Origin of the sequence: Micromonospora sp. LOL_014 (genome assembly GCF_048060245.1) — a bacterium.
Classification (GTDB): Bacteria; Actinomycetota; Actinomycetes; order Mycobacteriales; family Micromonosporaceae; genus Micromonospora_E.
Genome location: NZ_JBHMIP010000015.1, coordinates 92741 through 112061 on the forward strand (window position 1 = coordinate 92741; position 19321 = coordinate 112061).

The following is a 19321-nucleotide window of genomic DNA, read 5'->3' on the forward strand; positions in this document are numbered from 1 at the left end:
TCGTGGCATGGTTAGCCGATGGATACCGCAGATCCTCAGCAGGCAGGCGTTCCGCCGCGTCCGTGGCTGGCCCGCCCGGTGGCGGTGCTCGGCGGTGTGGTCGCCGGGCAACTGTTGCTGGCCCGCAGCGATCAGGCCGCGGTGATCCTGACCAGTCTGCTGGCGTACCCGACAGGTTTCGAGTTCGACATCAGCGCGATCCTGCGGGCCCCGGAACCGGCCACCGCCGCCGGTCCGGCGCGGGAGCCGGCTGCCGCTGCGTCGGGGGCGCCGCGGCCGCGTACCCCGGTCGACGGGGTCGGCGGCTTGCAGGTGATGGTCCGGTTCGCTGACGGGACGGCGTTGAGCAGCCTGCACCGGAGCACGGTGCCGGCCGACCGTGAACCCGCCGGCCCGCTGCTGTCGCCCGTGGCGGCCAGCACCGACCAGCAGCGGCACGACGCCCGCTTCTGGGTGTGGCCGCTGCCGCCGGACGGTCCGGTGACGGTGGGATGCGCCTGGCCGGCGCGGGACATCCCGCACAGCCGGGTGGAGATCTCTGGTGAGTTGATCCGGCAGGCGGCGGCCGGTGCCGTCGAGCTGTGGCCGGCAGCAGCGCCGACCAATCGAGTGGCGCCGACCGACTGACCGGGCGGCGTCGACCGACCGGCTCACTGACCGGTGGCCTCAGCTGAAGGTGGCCCGGGCCAGCTCACCGGGCTGCGGGCCGGCCTCGGCGACCAGCCGCCCGTCCGGTGCCCAGATCCGGGACCGGCCGGCCGTTTCGGTGTACCCGCCGCCGGTGCCGCCGGCGAAGCTGGCGATCGCCACCCGGACCCGGTGCGCGGCGGTGACCCGGGCAGCCCGTTGCTGCTGGACGACCGATTCGTGGGGCGCGTCGACCGCACCGGCCAGGTAGGCGTCGATGCCGAGCGCGGCGGTCACGGCGGCGTGCTCGGGCACCCCGGTGTCCTTGCAGACGGCCAGGCCGAGCCGCCAGCCGGCGACCTCGACCACCGCGGGGGCCGGCCCGGGCGTGAAGTGCGCCGGCTCCGCACCGCCCAGGAACATCTTCCGGTACGCCACCCGCGCACCGCCGCCGTCGACCGCGAGTACGCCGATGTGCCGGTGTCCCTTGTCGCCGGTGACCGGCGCGCCGACCAGCGCGAGGCTGCCGGTTTCGCGGCAGGCGTCGACGATCGGGGCGAGCCGGGCATCGTCGGGGTCGACCGGTGCCGCGTCGAGTTCGTAGCCGGTCAGCGACATCTCCGGGAACAGCACCACCTGGCCGGCGGCTGGCTGTGCGTCACCGTCCCGCATCGCGCCGGCGGTCCGGACCGCGTCGGCGTGGGCGAGCGCGTTGGCCGCCACGTCATGCCCGACGGTCGGCGGCTGGGCCACGGTGAGGGTGAGGGGACCGCGCATGCCTGATGCTAGCTCCGAGGCCGGCCTGACACGGGCCGTCGCTGCCAGGGCCGGGTCAGTCCGGCAGCAGTGGGGCGGCGGGGCCGAGGTCGCGGCCGAGCAGCACCGCCCGGTTGACCGCGCTGGACCCGAACCGGTCCCGGACCGCGTCGAGCGCGGCGTCCAGGCTCTCCTGCCTGCCGGCCGGCCCGTCGACCGGCCGCGTGCCCGACCGGTCGACCGGCCGGCCGACGGAGCGCCGCGCCGGTGCCTCCGGCGGCGCGTCGGCCGGTCCGAGGGGCAACGCCAGCTGGGTGGCCTGCCCGTCGTCGAGGTTGCCGACCGAGACGCCGACCAGGGTCAGCCCGCGTTCGCGGATCATCGGTCCGGCGGCGGCCAGCAGGTCGCGGGCGGTGTCCAGGATGGTCGACGTCTGGTTGGTGGCCCGGGGCAGGGTGTGGGCGCGGGTGGCCCGGGTGAAGTCGCCGAACCGCAGCCGCAGGGTGACCGTGCGTCCGGTGCGCCCGGCGGCCCGCATCCGCCGGCCGACCCGGTCGACCAGCCCGGCGAGGATCGCGTCCACGTCGGCCGGGTCCCGGCTGGCCCGGCCGAGCGCCTGCTGGGAGCCGATCGAGCCGCGTCGGCCGCCGGTCTGGACCCGGCGCGGGTCCTGGTTGTGGGCGAGGGCGTGCAGGTGCCGGCCGGCGGCGGCACCGACGATGCTGACCAGCGCCGCCTCCCCGAGGCCGGCCACCCGGCCGACCGTGGTGATGCCGCGTTCGCGCAGCTTGCCGGCGGTGACCGGGCCGACGCCCCAGAGTCGTTCGACCGGCAGTGGGTGCAGGAACGCCAACTCGTCGTCGGGTGGCACCACCAGCAGCCCGTCCGGTTTGGCGACGCCGCTGGCCACCTTGGCCAGGAACTTGGTCCGGGCCACTCCGACGGTGATCGGCAGCCCGACCTGGTCGCGGACCGCGACCCGCAGCCGGGCGGCGATGTCGGCCGGCGCTCCGACGAGCCGGCGCAGCCCGCCGACATCGAGGAACGCCTCGTCGATGGAGAGCGGCTCGACCAGCGGCGTGGTCTGCCGGAACACCTCGAACACCGCCCGGCTGGCCGCCGTGTAGGCCGCCATCCGGGGCGGCACCACCACCGCCTCCGGGCAGATCAGCCGGGCCCGCCGGGCGGGCATCGCGGTGCGTACGCCGCGTGCCTTGGCCTGGTAGCTGGCGGCCAGCACCACGCCGGCGCCGACGATCACCGGCCGGTCGCGCAGCCGGGGGTCGTCGCGTTGCTCGACCGAGGCGTAGAACGCGTCCAGGTCGGCGTGCAGGATGCTGGCCTCACCCGCCACCGCGCCATCATCGCACAGATGTTCGACGAACGGGGGTGAGCTGCGCAGACGTCGCCTACCCGGCGGCGGGTCGCTGCGGGTGGCGGCGGGTCACTCCGGGACGAGGCGGTACGCGCCGTCGCTGGCCGAGGTGGCCATCGAGGCGTACGCCCGCAGCGCCGCCGACACCGGCCGCTGCCGGTCGACCGGGGTGTACGGGCGGTCCCGCTTCTCCTGGGCGATCCGCCGGGCCTGCAGCACCTCGTCGGGCACGTTCAGCTCCAGCTTGCGGGCCGGGATGTCGATGACGATCTCGTCGCCCGGCTCGACCAGGGCGATCAGCCCACCGGAGGCGGCCTCGGGGGAGGCGTGCCCGATGGACAGCCCCGAGGTGCCGCCGGAGAACCGGCCGTCGGTGATCAGCGCGCAGGCCCGGCCGAGGCCGCGCCCCTTCAGGAACGAGGTCGGGTAGAGCATCTCCTGCATGCCCGGCCCACCCTTGGGGCCTTCGTAGCGGACCACCACCACGTCACCGGCGACCACCTCGCCGGCCAGGATCGCCGAGACGGTCTCCTCCTGCGACTCGTACACCTTGGCCGGGCCGCGGAAGATCAGGCAGTCGTCGGGCACCCCGGCGGTCTTGACCACCGCGCCCTGCGGGGCCAGGTTGCCGTGCAGGATCGCCAGGCCGCCGTCGGCGGAGTACGCGTGGGCCACGTCGCGGATGCAGCCCTGCGCCGCGTCCGTGTCCAGACTGGACCAGCGGTTGGTGGTGGAGAACGGCTCGGTGGTGCGCACCCCGCCGGGGGCGGCGTGGAACAGCTCGACCGCCTCGTCGGTGGCGCTACCGCCCCGGATGTCCCAGTCGGCCAGCCAACGGCTCAGCGACGGCGAGTGCACCGCGTGCACGTCGCGGCGCAGCGCGCCGGCCCGGTCCAGCTCGCCGAGGATCGCCGGGATGCCGCCGGCCCGGTGCACGTCCTCCATGTGGTACTTCGGGGTGTTCGGGGCGACCTTCGCCAGGCAGGGCACCCGGCGGGAGATGTCGTCGATGTCGGCGACGCCGAAGTCCAGCTCGGCCTCGCGGGCGGCGGCCAGCAGGTGCAGCACCGTGTTGGTGGAGCCGCCCATCGCCACGTCCAGGGCGACCGCGTTCTCGAACGCGGCCCGGCTGGCGACGGCGCGGGGCAGCACCGAGGCGTCGTCGCCGTCGTACCACCGCTTGGCGATCTCCACGACGGTCCGGCCGGCCTCGACGAACAGGTCCTTGCGGGCGGCGTGGGTGGCCAGCGCCGAGCCGTTGCCCGGCAGCGCCAGCCCGACGGCCTCGGTAAGACAGTTCATCGAGTTGGCGGTGAACATGCCCGAGCAGGAGCCGCAGGTCGGGCAGGCGGACCGCTCGATGGTGTCGAGCTGAGCGTCGGTGACGGCGTCGTTCGACGCGGCGATCATCGCGTCGATCAGGTCGAGCTTGGCGTGCACGACGCCCTCGACGGCGACGGTCTTGCCGGCCTCCATCGGGCCGCCGGAGACGAACACGGTCGGGATGTTCAGCCGCAGCGCGGCGAGCAGCATCCCCGGGGTGATCTTGTCGCAGTTCGAGATGCAGACCAGCGCGTCGGCGCAGTGCGCGTTGACCATGTACTCGACGGCGTCGGCGATCAGCTCCCGGCTGGGCAGCGAGTAGAGCATGCCGCCGTGGCCCATGGCGATGCCGTCGTCGACGGCGATGGTGTTGAACTCGCGCCCCACCCCGCCGGCGTCGGCGACCGCGTCGGCGACCAGCCCGCCGAGGTCCTTCAAATGTACGTGGCCGGGCACGAACTGGGTGAAGCTGTTGGCGATGGCCACGATCGGCTTGCCGAAGTCGTCGTCGGTCATTCCGGTGGCCCGCCACAGGGCCCGGGCGCCGGCCATCGTCCGACCGTGGGTGGAGGTCCTCGACCGCAGCTCAGGCATTCGACAAGTGTTACACCACGGTTGCCGCGCCGGCGGCCCCAGCCGTGGCGCGTTTCACGTGTCGGGATGTTTCTGCGGGCAAACCCGCACCCCGGCACCACTATCCAGCGCCGATCCGGCAGAGTTGTGCCGTGCACCTCCCCTCGGGCATGCAGGAGCTCGCGCTGGCGAGTGGGTTGGCTGCTGCGCTGGGCGCTGGCTCATTGTTCGTCGTGGCCCGCCGCCGGGACGGATCATCCGACCGGGCCCATCGACTGCTCGCGGTCGGCGCTGGGCTGACCACCTTCAGTGTGCTCACCGGGCTGGCCGGCGCCGTCGCGATGGCCGCCGAGTGGGACCGGCAACAGTCGCAGCGGAGCCTGCTCGCCACGGTCGTCGCGGTCGGCTGTGCGTTCGGCGGACTGCTGCTGATCTGGGGCCTGCTGCGGCTGCCGGGCCCCGCCGGGCGCTCCGCGCCGACCGCGCGTCACCTGCTCGACTGCCTGGCGGTCGGTGCGGCGCTGTGGTTCACCGGCTGGGTGCTGGTCGCCCCACCGACCCGGCTGCTGGGCGCGGCCACCCCGACCGCCTGCCCGGCGGTCGCGCTGGCCACCGCGACCGTCGTCGCGATCATCGGGGTGGCGGTGATGACCGCGCTGCACAGCGGCCGGCATCCGGCCGGTTCGCTGCTCGGCGGCGCGGGCGCCGTGCTGATCGGGCTCAGCGGCCTCGCTGCGGCGGCGGGCATCTGCCAGTACGGTGTGGGGCTCGTCCTGGCCGGTGCCGTCGGGTTGCCGGTCGGGCTGGTGCTGGTCTGGCTCGGTGGGGGACGGCCGGGGTGCGGCGGCAGCGCGTCGGCCGGCCTGGTGCCGCGCGGGGCCGGTTACGTGTTCCTCCCGATGGTGGTGATGGCCGCTGCCGGGTTCTACCACGTGGCCAGCGGCGGCGAGTTCACCACCGTCGCGGTGGCGGTCGGCAGCCTGGAGGGCTTCATCCTGGTCGGCCGGCAGTATCTGGCCCTGCTCGACGTGCGTCGGTACGCCGCCCGGCTGGCGTCCAGCGAGGCCCATTTCCGCAACCTGGCGCACACCGACCCGTTGACCGGGCTGGCCAACCGGCGGGCGCTGCTGCGTGAGCTCTACGACTGTGTCACCGGTCAACGTCCCGGCGGGCTGCTCACCCTGGACCTGGACGGTTTCAAGACCGTCAACGACATGCGGGGCCATGACGTCGGCGATGCGGTGCTGATCGAGGTGGGCCGGCGGCTGGCCGCCGAGCTGGCCGGGGCGGGCTTGGCCGCCCGACTGGGCGGTGACGAGTTCGCCGTACTGCTGTCGTCGTCCGACCCGGAGCAGGCGCACCGCGTCGCGGTTCGGATCCTGCGCGCCCTCGACGAGCCGTACCCGCATGACAAGGGGCCGATCTACGTGTCGGCGAGTATCGGGATGGCCTGCTGTTCGACCGCGCAGGACGTACCGACGCTGTTGCGCAACGCGGACCTGGCGCTGCGCTCGGCGAAGCAGCGGGGCAAGAACCGGGTGGAGCGCTACGACGTCTCCTACGACCAGGCCCAGCGTCGCCGGGTCCGGCTGGAGCACGAGATGCGTGGCGCTATCGACCGCGGCGAGCTGCGGCTGGCCTTCCAGCCGGTGGTGGCGGTGCCGTCGGTACGGCCGGTCGGGGCCGAGGCGTTGATCCGGTGGCACCATCCGGAGCTGGGCAAGGTGCCACCGGACGAGTTCATCCCGTTGGCCGAGGAGTGCGGGATGATCAGCCGGCTGGGTGCCTGGGTGCTCGACGAGGCGTGCCGGCAGCTGTCCCGCTGGCTGGCCGAGGGGCACGACGTCTGGGTGTCGGTCAACGTGTCACCGCACGAGCTGCACGCCCCGGAGTACGTGCTGCAGGTCGACGAGGCGTTGCGACGGCACCGGGTGCCGTCGCAACGCCTCGTGCTGGAGGTCACCGAACATGCTGTCGCCCGGGATCTCGCGGAGCTGATCCGCCGGCTGAAGGCGCTGCGCGCCACCGGGGTACGGATCGCCCTGGACGATTTCGGTGCCGGCTATTCGTCGCTCGGCCAGCTGCGGAACCTGCCGATCGACATTCTCAAGATCGACCACAGTCTGGTGGCCGAGCAGGGTCCGGTCGCGCCGCCGCTGCCGAATCGGCGGGCGTTCGCGCCGATGGTCGACGTGGTGATGCGGCTCGGGCACCAGCTGGGTCTGGAGGTCATCGCCGAGGGCGTGACCAACCAGGCGGAGCTTGCCGTCGTGGTGGAGGCGGGCTGCCGGTTCGGGCAGGGCGCGCTGTTCGGGTGGGGGGTGCCGGCCGAGCATCTGGAGGCGATGCTGTCGGCGGCGACGTCGTCCGGTAACCGGCATGGAATCGGCGGTCGCCGCCGCTCCAGCGAAGATCAGCAGGCCAGCGCCGGTGCGGCGCCGCTACCCGCCCAGGATGTGAGATCAGTTGACTCATCGCGTGAGATGCGTCAGGCTTAGCCCCATGTCGCTGACTCTGTCGTCTCGAGTACTTACCTGAGCGCACTCTCCGATCGAGAGTGCGCTGGCCCCGTGCATCTGCACGAGGGCCGTTTTTATTGCCAAATCCCTGCCGGTTCCGGCCGATCGGTCCCATCTGCCGGATACGCCGCCGAGACCCATGTCACGAGACCACTGAGCTGAAGGCCTGAATCGTCATGACGAGACCCACGCCCGAGACCCTCGCCCACCGCGCGCACTCGGCAGCGGCGGCCGCGCCGACCCCGGCCACCCTCGCCAACGCCGTGACCCCGCCGCCGGCCCCGCCGGTGCCGGTCTCCGGCGCGGGTTGCCTGGTCCGGTCCCTGGAAGCACTCGGCGTCGACGTGGTATTCGGCATCCCCGGCGGGGCGATCCTGCCGGCCTACGACCCGCTGTACGACTCGACGGTGCGGCACATCCTGGTCCGCCACGAGCAGGGCGCCGGGCACGCCGCGACCGGCTACGCCCAGGCCACCGGTCGGGTCGGGGTGTGCATGGCGACCTCCGGTCCGGGCGCCACCAACCTGGTCACGCCGATCGCCGACGCGTACATGGACTCGGTGCCGATCGTGGCCATCACCGGTCAGGTGGCCCGCCCGTCGATCGGCACCGACGCCTTTCAGGAAGCCGACATCCAGGGCATCACCCTGCCGATCACCAAGCACAACTACCTGGTGCAGTCGGGCGAGGAGATCCCCCGGGTGCTCGCCGAGGCGTTCCACCTGGCGGCCACCGGCCGGCCCGGCCCGGTGCTGGTCGACATCCCCAAGGACGTGCTGCAGGCGCAGACCACCTTCGCCTGGCCGCCGACGCTGGACCTGCCCGGCTACCGGCCCACCCTGCACCCGCACGGCAAGCAGATCCGCGAGGCGGCCCGGCTGATGGCCGGCGCCCGCCGCCCGGTGCTCTACGTCGGCGGCGGCGTGCTCAAGGCGCAGGCCACCGAAGGGCTGCGCCGGCTCGCCGAACTGACCGGCATCCCGGTGGTCACCACGCTGATGGCCCGGGGCGCGTTCCCCGACTCGCACCCGCAGCACCTGGGCATGCCCGGCATGCACGGCACCGTCGCGGCGGTGTACGCGCTGCAGAAGGCGGACCTGATCGTCGCCCTCGGCGCCCGGTTCGACGACCGGGTGACCGGCAAGCTGGATTCCTTCGCCCCGGGCGCCGCCGTGGTCCACGCCGACATCGACCCGGCCGAGATCGGCAAGAACCGTACCGCCGACGTGCCAATCGTCGGCGACGCGCGGCACGTCATCGACGAGCTGATCGAGGCGTACCCGGCGGCGGAGCGGGCCGTCCCCCCCGCCGGCCGCCCGGCGGCGCGTTCCGCCGGCCCGGCCGGCGACCGCACCGACTGGTGGGCGCAGCTGGACGACCTGCGGGCGCGCTACCCGCTGGGCTACGACGAGCCGGACGACGGCACGCTGTCCCCGCAGTACGTGATCGAGCGGCTCGGCAAGCTGGCTGGACCGGACGCCGTCTATGTTGCCGGCGTCGGCCAGCACCAGATGTGGGCCTCCCAGTTCATCTCCTACGAGAAGCCGAACACCTGGCTCAACTCCGGCGGCCTGGGCACCATGGGGTACGCGGTCCCGGCCGCGATGGGCGCCAAGGTCGGCCGGCCGGAGACCGTGGTCTGGGCGGTCGACGGCGACGGCTGCTTCCAGATGACCAACCAGGAGCTGGCCACCTGTGCTCTGGAGGGCATCCCGGTCAAGGTGGCGCTGATCAACAACGGCAACCTGGGCATGGTCCGGCAGTGGCAGACGCTGTTCTACGGCGAGCGCTACTCCAACACCGACCTGGGCACCCACAAGCACCGCATCCCGGATTTCGTCAAGCTGGCCGAGGCGCTCGGCTGTGTCGGGCTGCGCTGTGAGAACGCCGCGGACGTGGACAAGACCATTGCCGCCGCAATGGAGATCAACGACGTTCCGGTCGTGATCGACTTCGTGGTCGGCAAGGACGCCATGGTCTGGCCGATGGTCGCCGCCGGTACCAGCAACGATGAGATCATGTTCGCCCGGGACGTCCGGCCCACCTTCGACGAGGACGACCTGTGACGAGGGCGGCCTGTCACGACCCGGCCAATCCGATGATGACGAGGAAGAAATGACCAAGCACACGCTCTCCGTGCTGGTGGAGAACAAGCCCGGGGTGCTGGCCCGGGTGTCCGGCCTGTTCTCCCGGCGCGGGTTCAACATCGACTCACTGGCGGTCGGCGAGACGGAGAACCCCGAGGTCTCCCGGGTCACCATCGTCGTCGACGCCGACTCGTCGCCGCTGGAGCAGGTGACCAAGCAGCTGAACAAGCTGGTCAACGTACTGAAGATCGTGGAACTCGACCCGGCGGTGTCGGTCGCCCGCCAGTTGCTGCTGGTCAAGGTCCGCGCGGACCGCGCGATGCGGTCGCAGGTGCTGGAGACGGTGAACCTGTTCCGTGCCCGGGTGGTGGACGTCGCACCGGACACCCTCACCGTCGAGGCCACCGGCACGTCCGACAAGCTGGACGCGTTGCTGCGCGATCTCGAACCGTTCGGCATCAAGGAGATGGTGCAGTCCGGTCTGGTCGCGATCGGGCGCGGCTCCCGGTCGATCACCACCGGGCCGGCCCTGCGCGCCGCCTGACCCGCTGGCCGGCGGCATCGGCTGCCGGCCTGATGACCTGCGGCAGGCAGCTGCCGCCCGAGGAGAAGCCGGCCACCGTGGCCGGGCACACGAGAGGGAAGTCATGACCGCTGAGGTGTTCTACGACGACGACGCCGACCTGGCCGTCATCCAGGGGCGCAAGGTCGCCGTGCTGGGGTACGGCAGCCAGGGCCACGCCCACGCGTTGTCGCTGCGCGACTCGGGTGTCGACGTCGTGATCGGCCTGCCGGAGGGTTCCAAGAGCCGGGCCAAGGCACAGGAGCAGGGGCTGCGGGTGCTCGGTCCGGCCGAGGCGTCGGCGTGGGCCGACGTGATCATGGTGCTGGCCCCGGACACCGCGCAGCGCTCGCTCTACGCCGAGGCGATCGCGCCGAACCTGACCGCCGGCAAGGCGCTCTTCTTCGGCCACGGGCTGAACATCCGGTACGGGTTCATCACCCCGCCGGCCGACGTGGACGTGGCGATGGTGGCGCCGAAGGGCCCCGGGCACCTGGTCCGTCGGCAGTACGTCGACGGCAAGGGCGTGCCCTGCCTGGTCGCGGTCGAGCAGGACGCCAGCGGTGGTGGCTTCGGCCTCGCCCTGGCGTACGCCAAGGCGATCGGCGGCACCCGGGCCGGCGTGATCAAGACCACCTTCAAGGAGGAGACCGAGACCGACCTGTTCGGTGAGCAGGCGGTGCTCTGCGGTGGCGCGTCGGCGCTGGTGCAGACCGGGTTCGAGGTGCTGACCGAAGCCGGCTACGCGCCGGAGATCGCCTACTTCGAGTGCCTGCACGAGCTCAAGCTGATCGTGGACCTGATGTACGAGGGTGGCATCGCCCGGATGCGCTACAGCGTGTCGGACACCGCCGAGTACGGCGACTACTCCCGTGGCCCACGGGTGGTCGACGCCCGGGTCAAGGAGGAGATGCGCAAGATCCTCGCCGAGGTGCAGTCCGGGGAGTTCGCCCGGGAGTGGATCGCCGAGGATGACGCGGGCCGGCCGAACTTCGCCAAGTGGCGGGCCGAGGGCGCCGCGCACCCGATCGAGGAGACCGGGCGGAAGCTGCGCGGCATGATGAGCTGGGTCGACCGGCCGATCACCGAGACCGCCTGACGCCGGACAGAGCCCATCACCGACAGTGATCAGTGGTGGGCTCTGTGCCTATCTCGGGGCGGGTTTCGTTACCGAAAGATTGCGGGTTGGGGTCGGTTTCGGGTACCAGGTTTCCGGCGCCGATAATTGACCTACGGTTACAGGTAGTTAATGGCCGCCTCGGGTAATGTGCCCCGCATGCGTCTGGAGCAATCGCACCGCACGGAGCGCTTCGGGGCCGTTCGCATCCATGAGCTTCAGCGTGTCATCGAGCTGGACTCGGGGGATGTCGCCGGTGACCGGGGCCGTGGGCTGGTCTCCCAGGAGGATATCCGGGCCGTCGAGCGGGACATGGTGGTGGTCATACCCTGCATGAATGAAACACGCAGGGTGATTGAAGGAGTGCTCTCTGGTATTCCGCACGACTGTCTGATCGTGCTTGTCTCGAACAGCGGCCGGCAGCCGGTGGACCGTTATGAAATCGAGGCCCATACCGTCGAGCAGTTCTGCCGGTCGGCGGACCGACCGGCGATCACCGTGCATCAACGGGATCCAGGGCTGGCCGCGGCGATGAAAGCCGCTGGCATGCCGGAGTTGATCGACGAGAGCGGGTTGATCCGTACCGGCAAGGGTGAGGCCATGCTGATCGGCATGGCGGTCGCCGCGCTCACCGGGCGCCGGTATGTCGGCTACGTGGACGCCGACAACTACGTCCCCGGCGCGGTCCACGAATACTGCAAGGTGTACGCCGCTGGCCTGCACCTGGCCGACAGCCCGTATCCGATGGTCCGGATCTCCTGGCACTCCAAGCCCAAGCTGCGCGACGGCCGACTGTTCTTCAGTCGCCGGGGCCGCAGTTCGGAGATCACCAACGGGTTCCTGAACCGGCTGATCGCCGAGTACTCCGGCTTCGGCACCGAGGTGATCGCCACCGGCAACGCCGGCGAACACGCTCTCAGCCTCGACCTCGGCCTGCGGCTGCGGCTGGCCGGCGGTTTCGCGGTCGAGCCGTACGAGTACGTCGACCTGTTCGAGCGCTTCGGCGGCATCCTGGACACCGACAGCCCCGAGGTGATGGCGCATTCGGTGCCGGTGCTGCAGGTGGAGACCCGCAATCCGCACTTCCACGACAACAAGGGCGAGGAGCACGTCCAGGGCATGCGGATGCAGGCGCTCAACGTGCTGTACCACTCCCCGGTGTGCCTGCCGGCGGTCCGCGAGGCGATCCTCGAGTTCATGATCGACCAGGGGGCGTTGTCGCCGGGGGCCGAGCCGCCCCGCGAACGGGTCTATCCGCCGGTCGGTTCGCTCGCCTTCGACCTGCTCTACGACACCCTGGAGGCGGAGGCCGGCACGTTCCGGCAGATCGGTGACGGCGGCATCGTCCGTAGTCGGATCCCCCGTCATCCGGTCAGTCCGGCACCGGCCGGCTGACGGTCCGGCGGCGGCAGTCGGAGTACGGCGTCGGTTGGCCGGGGCGGGTGTTAGGTCTGATTTGTGAGGGCCCTCACCCCCGGCCCCGAGCCGCGCCGTCCACGGCTGCGCCTACGATCGCGGGTAGGCCGCCTCCGTGCCGGCGCGACACCCGGGCGGGGGAGCGTAGGGCGCAGAGCGGCGCCCCACCGCCGCAGATACCCGTCCCGGACGACTTTGAGGACCAATGAATCCTGTCGTACTGATCGCTGAAGAGCTCGCGCCCGCCGCAATCGACGTACTCGCTCATGACTTCGATGTCCGCCACGTCGACGGCACGGACCGTCCCGCCCTGCTCGCCGCGCTCGCCGACGCCCACGCGGTGATCGTGCGCAGCGCCACCCAGATCGACGCCGAGGCGTTGGCCGCCGCGCCCCAGCTGAAGGTGGTCGCCCGCGCCGGTGTCGGCCTGGACAACGTCGAGGTACCGGCCGCCACCGCCCGAGGCGTCATGGTGGTGAACGCACCCACCTCCAACATCGTCTCCGCGGCCGAGCAGGCGATCGCCCTGCTGCTCGCGGTGGCCCGCAACACCGCCAGCGCCAGCGCCGCGCTCAAGGCCGGCGAGTGGAAGCGGTCCAAGTACACCGGCGTGGAGCTGCAGGGCAAGACCATCGGCGTGGTCGGGCTCGGCCGCATCGGCGTGCTGTTCGCGCAGCGGATCGCCGCGTTCGGTACCCGGCTGATCGCGTACGACCCGTACATCCAGCCGGCCCGCGCGGCCCAGCTCGGGGTTCGCCTGGTCGGACTGGAGGAGCTGCTCCGGGAGAGCGACTTCATCTCGATCCACCTGCCGAAGACCCCGGAGACGCTCGGCCTGATCGGCGAAAAGGAGCTGGCGATCGTCAAGCCCGGGGTCCGGATCGTCAACGCCGCCCGGGGCGGCCTCGTCGACGAGCAGGCGCTGGCCGACGCGTTGGCCGAGGGCCGGGTCGGTGGTGCCGGCGTCGACGTGTACGCGAAGGAGCCGTGCACCTCCTCGCCGCTGTTCGCCTTCGACAACGTGGTCGCCACCCCGCACCTGGGCGCCTCTACCGCCGAGGCGCAGGACAAGGCGGGTCTGGCGGTGGCCCGCAGCGTCAAGCTCGCGCTGCAGGGCGAATTCGTCCCCGACGCGGTGAATGTGCAGGCCGGCGGGGTGGTCGCCGAGGACGTCCGGCCGCTGCTGCCGCTGGCCGAGAAGCTGGGCAAGGTGTTCACCGCGGTGGCCGGGGTGGTCGCGGCCAGCGTCACCGTCGAGGTACGCGGCGAGGTCGTCGGCAACGAGGTGTCGGTGCTCAAGCTGGCCGCGACCAAGGGGCTGTTCAGCTCGGTGGTCGAGGAACAGGTCACCTACGTCAACGCGCCGCACCTGGCCGCCGACCGGGGCGTCGAGGTGGAGCTGGTCACTCACCCGGACACCGCCGACCAGCCCAACCTGGTCACCGTCCGGGGCGTGCTGCCCGACGGCGGTACGGCAAGTGTCTCCGGCACCGTGGTGCAGTCCGCCGGCCGGGACGTGGTCCGGCTGACCGAGGTCGACGGCTTCGACCTCGAGCTGTCCGCCGAGGGCATCCTGCTCTTCTTCCGGTACGCCGACCGGCCGGGCGTGGTCGGGACCATCGGCTCGATCCTCGGTGAGTCCAGTGTCAACATCGCCGCCATGCAGGTGGCCCGGCGGTCCGTCGGTGGCGAGGCGCTGATGACCCTCACCGTCGACTCCGCTGTCGGCGCGGAGTCGCTGCACAATGCCGCCAGCTCGATCGGGGCGACCGCGGCCAGCGCGGTGGATCTGCGCGAGGAGTGACCTGCCGGACGTGTCGTCCGGCTTCGGCGGTTCGGGGACCCGCGTCCCCGAACCGCCGCCCGCTCAGCGGGTCGACGCGCTGGCCGGCGGCGGATAGACCGAGCCGTCCTGCGGATCGAGCAGCAGCAGATTGTGTTCCTGAGCCAGCCGTTCGATGGTGAGCAGCACCTCGTCGGCGCAGGTCTGACGCAGGTTCATCTCGACGTGGTCGGTTGCGGTATGTAATGGGACCTTTGCCCAGGGGCAGTCTTCTGTGGTGGAGGCGGCACCTTGATCCGGGTAGCTGGCGGTCAGCGCGGCGTGGAAGGACGTGATCCGGCGGTCGGTCGCACCGTCGGCGTGCTCACCCTGCCGGCACAGTTCGTGTGCGGCGTGTACGTCCGCCGAGGTGGACTGATCGTCCAACGCCCATACGACTAGATCGAATGTCACGCCGCACAGCGTGCCATCCATCAGGGGGATCGTTCCACCCAGTGCCGTGGCCGACAAGCAATGTCAGAGGAATTGGAACCTTGCGCCCGGTTGTGCGGAATCGATAGCGTGGCGGTGCGGTTGCTCAGGAGTTGCTCCGGCGCCGGTCGCGTCTTCGGGTGACGTTCCGGCCGGGCCGTGGTCTCTCGGGTGACTGCACCCCCGGTGCGCGAGCTGAGCGCACGTGTCGCCGGCCCGCTCCCGTGGTCATTTGCCGAGATCACGGGGGTGGGCCGCGCCAGGGGCCGACCTTCTTCCGCCGACCAGATTCAGCACGTGGTAGCCGTCCACTGTAGGAAACCAGTCGCGGCCGGCGGGCCCGGCGGCGAACAGCGCGGTCGCGTAGCCGTCGGCCACCGCGAGGTCCGCGCCGAGCACCATGGCGGCGCTGTCCCGCTCCACTACGGCCCCGGTGTGCGGGTTGACGACCTTTCGGCTGCCGACGGTCAGTCCACTGGTCCCGATCGCTCCGTCCATCATGGTCACGGTGGTCGGCTGGCTGCCCGGCGTGGTGCCGGCTGGGCCGTCGCCGGTGTCTGCGGGCAGCGGCTGCTGCAGGGCGATCCGCCACGGTCCGCCGTGCGGGGCGCGTCCGCGTGCCACCAGATCACCACCGCTGACCACGGCGTAGTCGGTGATCCCGGCGGCGCGCAACCGACCAGCGGCCCGCTCGATGGCCCAGCCCTTGATCATGCCGGCCGGGTCGAACCCACCGGGCACCGCCCACGGGTCGAACCAGCCCTCGGTGGCCACCCGCATCGCCTCGCACCGGTGCACGATGTCGGCCAGCGGCGGGTAGACCTCGGCCGCGACCTCACCCCGGCGCAGCAGCGAGACCAGGCTGTTCGGCCGCAGCGGACTGTACGTCACGTCGATCGCCCGCAGCTCCGCGACCGCGTCGCCGATCGCCTCGCTCAGCCCACGCCGGCCGATCCGTTCGCTGCCTACCAGAACGAGCTGGTAGTCGGTGGTGGACGTGGCGACGGTGTGCCGGGCGACCAGCTGGCCGGCCGGGCGGCTGTCGTCGGCCGGCGACGCGGCGGTGCCGGACGACCCGGTCGGGGTGCCGGCTCCTGGCGTCGGACCGATCCGCAGATCGGGCGGTTCCGGCTGGGCGGCGCGGTACGCCAGCATCGTCGATCCTCCTCCGCCGGTGCCCGGATCCGATCTTCACCTACAGTAGCCGTTTGAGGTAAGTATGGTGTTAAGCCCGGCTGTGTGCTTCCTGGGCGGCGCGGGGCGCTGCGGCCAGCTGGCCGCCACCCGTGTTCCAGCGGGTAAGCCGGTCCCGGGTTCCAGCGGGTGAGTCCGTATTCTGGGACCGACGTACCGATTTCCGGGATGATCGCTTAACGTTCGCTAGGCGGTCGACGGAGCAGACGAGGGAGTTGACGTGGCGATGGCGCGGATCGCGGTCGTGGCCGGCGACGGCATCGGATCCGAGGTGACCGCGCAGGCCCGGAAGGTCATCGACGCGGTGCTGCCCGGCGTCGAGGCGACCGAGTACGACCTCGGTGCCGCCCGCTACCACCGCACCAGCGAGGTGCTGCCCGACTCGGTGCTGGACGAACTCGCCGATCACGACGCCATCCTGCTCGGCGCGGTCGGTGACCCCAGCGTCCCGCCCGGGGTGCTGGAGCGCGGCCTGCTGCTCAAGCTGCGGTTCGCCTTCGACCAGTACGTCAACCTGCGGCCGTCCCGGCTCTGGCCCGGCACGGCGAGTCCGCTCGGCGGCGTCAAGCCGGGCGAGATCGACTTCGTCGTGGTCCGCGAGGGCACCGAGGGCCTCTACACCGGCGCCGGTGGCACGATGCACCGCGACACCCCCGCCGAGGTCGCCACCGAGGAGAGCCTCAACACCCGGCACGGGGTGGAGCGGGTGATCCGGGACGCCTTCACCCGCGCTGCCCGCCGGGAGCGGCGCAAGGTCACCCTGGTGCACAAGACCAACGTGCTGACCCACGCCGGGTCGCTGTGGTCGCGGACCTTCGCCGCCGTCAAGGCCGACTTCCCGGACATCGAGACCGAGTACCAGCACGTCGACGCCGCGGCCATGTTCATGGTCACCCAGCCCCAGCGGTACGACGTGGTGGTCACCGACAATTTGTTCGGTGACATCCTGACCGACATCGCCGCTGCGGTTACCGGCGGCATCGGGCTGGCGGCCAGCGGCTGCATCAACCCGGAACGCCGCTACCCGTCGATGTTCGAACCGGTACACGGCTCCGCGCCGGACATCGCTGGCAAGGGCGTCGCGGACCCGGTGGCCGCCGTGCTCTCCGCGTCGCTGCTGCTGGACCACCTCGGCCACCCGGAGTCGGCCGAGCGAGTAGCCAGGGCGGTCGCAGCCGAGCTGGCCTCCCGCGCTCCGGGAGCCGCGCTGCGTACCGCCGAGATCGGCGACCGGCTGGCCGCCCACGCCGTGGGCTGAGCCCAACCGATCGACCCGCGTACCGCGCCGGTCGACCCTTGCCGGGGCCGCACCGCGCGCCGACCGGCGTCCGCCCACGCCACGGGTGTCGGACGGATCAGGTCCGCGCCCGTCACCGCCAAGCGGTCAGTCCGGTTCGGCACCGTTGACTACGCAAAGCTGCGCAGCTCGATTCCGTCTCCGGTGCCGTACCGACCGTACCTTCGCCGTGGGTACCCCTGCCGACGGCCAATCACCAGGTGGCGGACTTACCGGCCGCCGCGCCGGTTCCCGCTGAACGAACGTTCGGGGTAAGTTGCATGACACACAGCTTCGTCGCTTTCTCGCCATGGAGGTCAGCCCGATGATCGGCGGTGACAAACTCGAATTCGAGATCCGTCCGAATCCACACCCGGTAGCCGACGCGGAACGCGCCGCGCTGCTGGCCAATCCCGGGTTCGGTCAGATCTTCACCGACCACATGGTCACCGTCCGGTACGCCGAGGGCAAGGGCTGGTACGACGCCCGGGTGGAGCCACGGGCGCCCATCCCGATGGATCCGGCGACCGCGGTGCTGCACTACGCCCAGGAGATCTTCGAAGGACTGAAGGCCTATCACGCGGCGGATGGGGGAGTGACCCTGTTCCGGCCGGACGCCAACGCGGCGAGGTTCATTGCCTCCGGTGCCCGGATGGCCATGCCAGCCCTGCCGGAGCAGGTCTTCCTCAACTCGTTGCGGCACCTGATCACAATCGATCGACAGTGGATTCCGGCCGGCGACGACGGCAGCCTCTACCTGCGACCGTTCATGTTCGCCAGTGAGGTCTTCCTCGGTGTCCGGCCGGCCCGCGAGTACCTCTACGCGGTGATCGCCTCACCAGTCGGCTCCTACTTCTCCGGTGGGGTCAAACCGGTGACGGTCTGGGCGTCGTCGGTCTACACCCGGGCCGCGCCGGGTGGCACCGGAGCCGCGAAGTGCGGGGGTAACTACGCCGCCTCACTGGTGGCCCAGGCGGAGGCGATCGAGCACGGCTGCGACCAGGTGGTCTTCCTCGACGCGGTGCACCGGCAGTACGTCGACGAACTCGGCGGTATGAACGTCTTCTTCGTCTACGACGACGGTTCGTTGGTCACCCCGCCGCTGACCGGCGCGATCCTGCCGGGCATCACCCGCGAGTCGGTGATCACCCTGGCCCGGCGGGCCGGTCACCAGGTCGTGGAACAGCCTCTCAGCCTGGCCCAGTGGCAGGCCGACGCGGCCAGCGGCCGACTGCGTGAGGCGTTCGCCTGCGGCACCGCCGCGGTGATCACACCGATCGGTCGGGTCCGCTCGGCCGACGGCGAGTTCACCGTCGCCGACGGTGGGCCCGGGGAGGTCACCATGGCGCTGCGGCAGAGCCTGGTGGACCTGCAGCGGGGCCGGGGCGCCGACCCGGACGGCTGGGTGCACCGGGTGTTCTGACCAGTGCCGTGACGCGGTAACCCGGGCCCGGCCCGGGTCACCGCGTCGACTCGGCCCAGGTCACTGCGTCAACAGATGGGCGCGCAGCTCGGTGATCCGGTCTGCGGACAGCCCGGCGGTGCGCAGGTAACCCTCGACCGAGCCGTGCCGCTGCCGCAGCTCGGTGAGGAACGTCTGCATCGCCTCGGCCGGGCAGGAGAAGAACGGCACCGGCACCAGATGGTCGTTGCCGGCCTGGGTGCGCAGCCAGGCGAGCAGCCGTTCGCTGCCGGCGTTGCTCAACGCGTAGTCCTCGGCGATCACCGAGTCCCGGACTCCGAGCAGGGACAGCGTCATCGCGCAGACCAGCCCGGTGCGGTCCTTGCCGGCCATGCAGTGCACCACCGCCGGTGCGGTCCGCGCCTCGGCCAGCAGTGAGATCGCCGCGACGAAACCGTCCGCGGCCTGCTCGGTCAGATCGTGGTAGCGGTCGGTCAGGTAGCGGGCGGCACCCTGCTCCGGCTGGTAGGGGATCTCGCCCCAGTCCTGGTGCCGCAGATGGATGTTGTGGTACTCGAAGCCGTCCGCCGGCGGGATCCGTCCGTACGTCTGCACCTCGTGCGGCCGGCGCAGGTCGATCACGGTCCGTACGCCGAGCGCGTCGAACGCCGCCGCGTCGTCGGCGTCGAGCCGGTGCGGCGAGTCGGCCCGGTAGATCCGCTGCCAGCGGACGGTACGCCCGTCGAGCCCCGGGTAGCCCCCGATGTCGCGGAAGTTGAACATGGTCGCGAAGGCCAGCGAGCGGGTGGCGGCGGCAGTCATGAGTTCTACGGTAGCCAG

Annotated in this window: 15 protein-coding genes; 9 read left to right on the forward strand and 6 right to left on the reverse strand. The window is 71.5% G+C overall.

Going from position 1 to position 19321, the window contains the following annotated elements; genetic code table 11:
* Positions 1 to 18: 18 nt before the first annotated feature.
* Positions 19 to 627 carry a hypothetical protein gene (locus ACFHW1_RS15275; protein WP_416553697.1) on the forward strand — a complete coding sequence of 203 codons (609 nt, stop codon included), beginning with the start codon at positions 19 to 21 and terminating at the stop codon, positions 625 to 627.
* A 39-nt stretch (positions 628 to 666) separates the two neighbouring features.
* Here the strand turns inward: ACFHW1_RS15275 and ACFHW1_RS15280 are convergent, their stop codons facing one another.
* The 3 genes from ACFHW1_RS15280 to ilvD all read right to left on the reverse strand — a co-directional run bounded on the left by ACFHW1_RS15280 (position 667) and on the right by ilvD (position 4675).
* Positions 667 to 1404: a carbon-nitrogen hydrolase family protein gene (locus ACFHW1_RS15280; RefSeq protein WP_416553699.1), complete on the reverse strand. Its 738-nt coding sequence runs from the start codon at positions 1402 to 1404 to the stop codon at positions 667 to 669.
* Positions 1405 to 1459: 55 nt separating this feature from the next.
* Complete coding sequence (gene dinB / locus ACFHW1_RS15285; RefSeq protein ID WP_416553701.1) at positions 1460 to 2737, reverse strand: DNA polymerase IV; 1278 nt, start codon at positions 2735 to 2737, stop codon at positions 1460 to 1462.
* A gap of 90 nt (positions 2738 to 2827) precedes the next feature.
* Positions 2828 to 4675, reverse strand: a complete 1848-nt coding sequence (gene ilvD, locus ACFHW1_RS15290; protein ID WP_416615644.1) for a dihydroxy-acid dehydratase — start codon at positions 4673 to 4675, stop codon at positions 2828 to 2830.
* A 149-nt stretch (positions 4676 to 4824) separates the two neighbouring features.
* On the opposite strand from ilvD, the gene ACFHW1_RS15295 reads away from it, so the two are divergent.
* The 6 genes from ACFHW1_RS15295 to serA all read left to right on the forward strand — a co-directional run bounded on the left by ACFHW1_RS15295 (position 4825) and on the right by serA (position 14159).
* A complete protein-coding gene (locus ACFHW1_RS15295; protein ID WP_416553781.1) occupies positions 4825 to 7152 on the forward strand; it encodes a putative bifunctional diguanylate cyclase/phosphodiesterase in 2328 nt (775 codons plus the stop codon).
* Positions 7153 to 7349: 197 nt separating this feature from the next.
* Positions 7350 to 9239: an acetolactate synthase large subunit gene (locus ACFHW1_RS15300; RefSeq protein WP_416553705.1), complete on the forward strand. Its 1890-nt coding sequence runs from the start codon at positions 7350 to 7352 to the stop codon at positions 9237 to 9239.
* Positions 9240 to 9288: 49 nt separating this feature from the next.
* The gene (ilvN, locus tag ACFHW1_RS15305) at positions 9289 to 9804 is read left to right on the forward strand and encodes an acetolactate synthase small subunit (RefSeq protein ID WP_282234408.1); all 516 of its coding nucleotides are present in this window, start codon (positions 9289 to 9291) and stop codon (positions 9802 to 9804) included.
* A gap of 103 nt (positions 9805 to 9907) precedes the next feature.
* Positions 9908 to 10921, forward strand: coding sequence for a ketol-acid reductoisomerase (gene ilvC, locus ACFHW1_RS15310; RefSeq protein ID WP_416553707.1), 1014 nt, complete (start codon positions 9908 to 9910; stop codon positions 10919 to 10921).
* A 177-nt stretch (positions 10922 to 11098) separates the two neighbouring features.
* Entirely contained in the window at positions 11099 to 12334 is a 1236-nt protein-coding gene (mpgS, locus tag ACFHW1_RS15315) for a mannosyl-3-phosphoglycerate synthase (protein WP_416553709.1), read from the forward strand.
* A gap of 226 nt (positions 12335 to 12560) precedes the next feature.
* Positions 12561 to 14159 (forward strand): phosphoglycerate dehydrogenase, encoded by a 1599-nt coding sequence (serA, locus tag ACFHW1_RS15320; protein ID WP_416553711.1) that lies wholly within the window; start codon positions 12561 to 12563, stop codon positions 14157 to 14159.
* Positions 14160 to 14222: 63 nt separating this feature from the next.
* On the opposite strand, the gene ACFHW1_RS15325 is transcribed toward serA, so the two are convergent.
* Complete coding sequence (locus ACFHW1_RS15325; RefSeq protein ID WP_416553713.1) at positions 14223 to 14591, reverse strand: hypothetical protein; 369 nt, start codon at positions 14589 to 14591, stop codon at positions 14223 to 14225.
* Positions 14592 to 14837: 246 nt separating this feature from the next.
* Positions 14838 to 15764 carry an FAD:protein FMN transferase gene (locus tag ACFHW1_RS15330; RefSeq protein ID WP_416553715.1) on the reverse strand — a complete coding sequence of 309 codons (927 nt, stop codon included), beginning with the start codon at positions 15762 to 15764 and terminating at the stop codon, positions 14838 to 14840.
* Positions 15765 to 16029: 265 nt separating this feature from the next.
* Between ACFHW1_RS15330 and ACFHW1_RS15335 the strand changes: the two genes are divergently transcribed.
* Together ACFHW1_RS15335 and ACFHW1_RS15340 are read left to right on the forward strand one after the other, a co-directional pair.
* Positions 16030 to 17061, forward strand: a complete 1032-nt coding sequence (locus ACFHW1_RS15335) for a 3-isopropylmalate dehydrogenase (protein ID WP_416553783.1) — start codon at positions 16030 to 16032, stop codon at positions 17059 to 17061.
* Positions 17062 to 17404: 343 nt separating this feature from the next.
* The gene (locus ACFHW1_RS15340) at positions 17405 to 18502 is read left to right on the forward strand and encodes a branched-chain amino acid aminotransferase (RefSeq protein ID WP_416590591.1); all 1098 of its coding nucleotides are present in this window, start codon (positions 17405 to 17407) and stop codon (positions 18500 to 18502) included.
* A gap of 60 nt (positions 18503 to 18562) precedes the next feature.
* Here the strand turns inward: ACFHW1_RS15340 and ACFHW1_RS15345 are convergent, their stop codons facing one another.
* Positions 18563 to 19303: a tyrosine-protein phosphatase gene (locus ACFHW1_RS15345; protein ID WP_416553719.1), complete on the reverse strand. Its 741-nt coding sequence runs from the start codon at positions 19301 to 19303 to the stop codon at positions 18563 to 18565.
* Between the last annotated feature and the right edge of the window lie 18 nt (positions 19304 to 19321).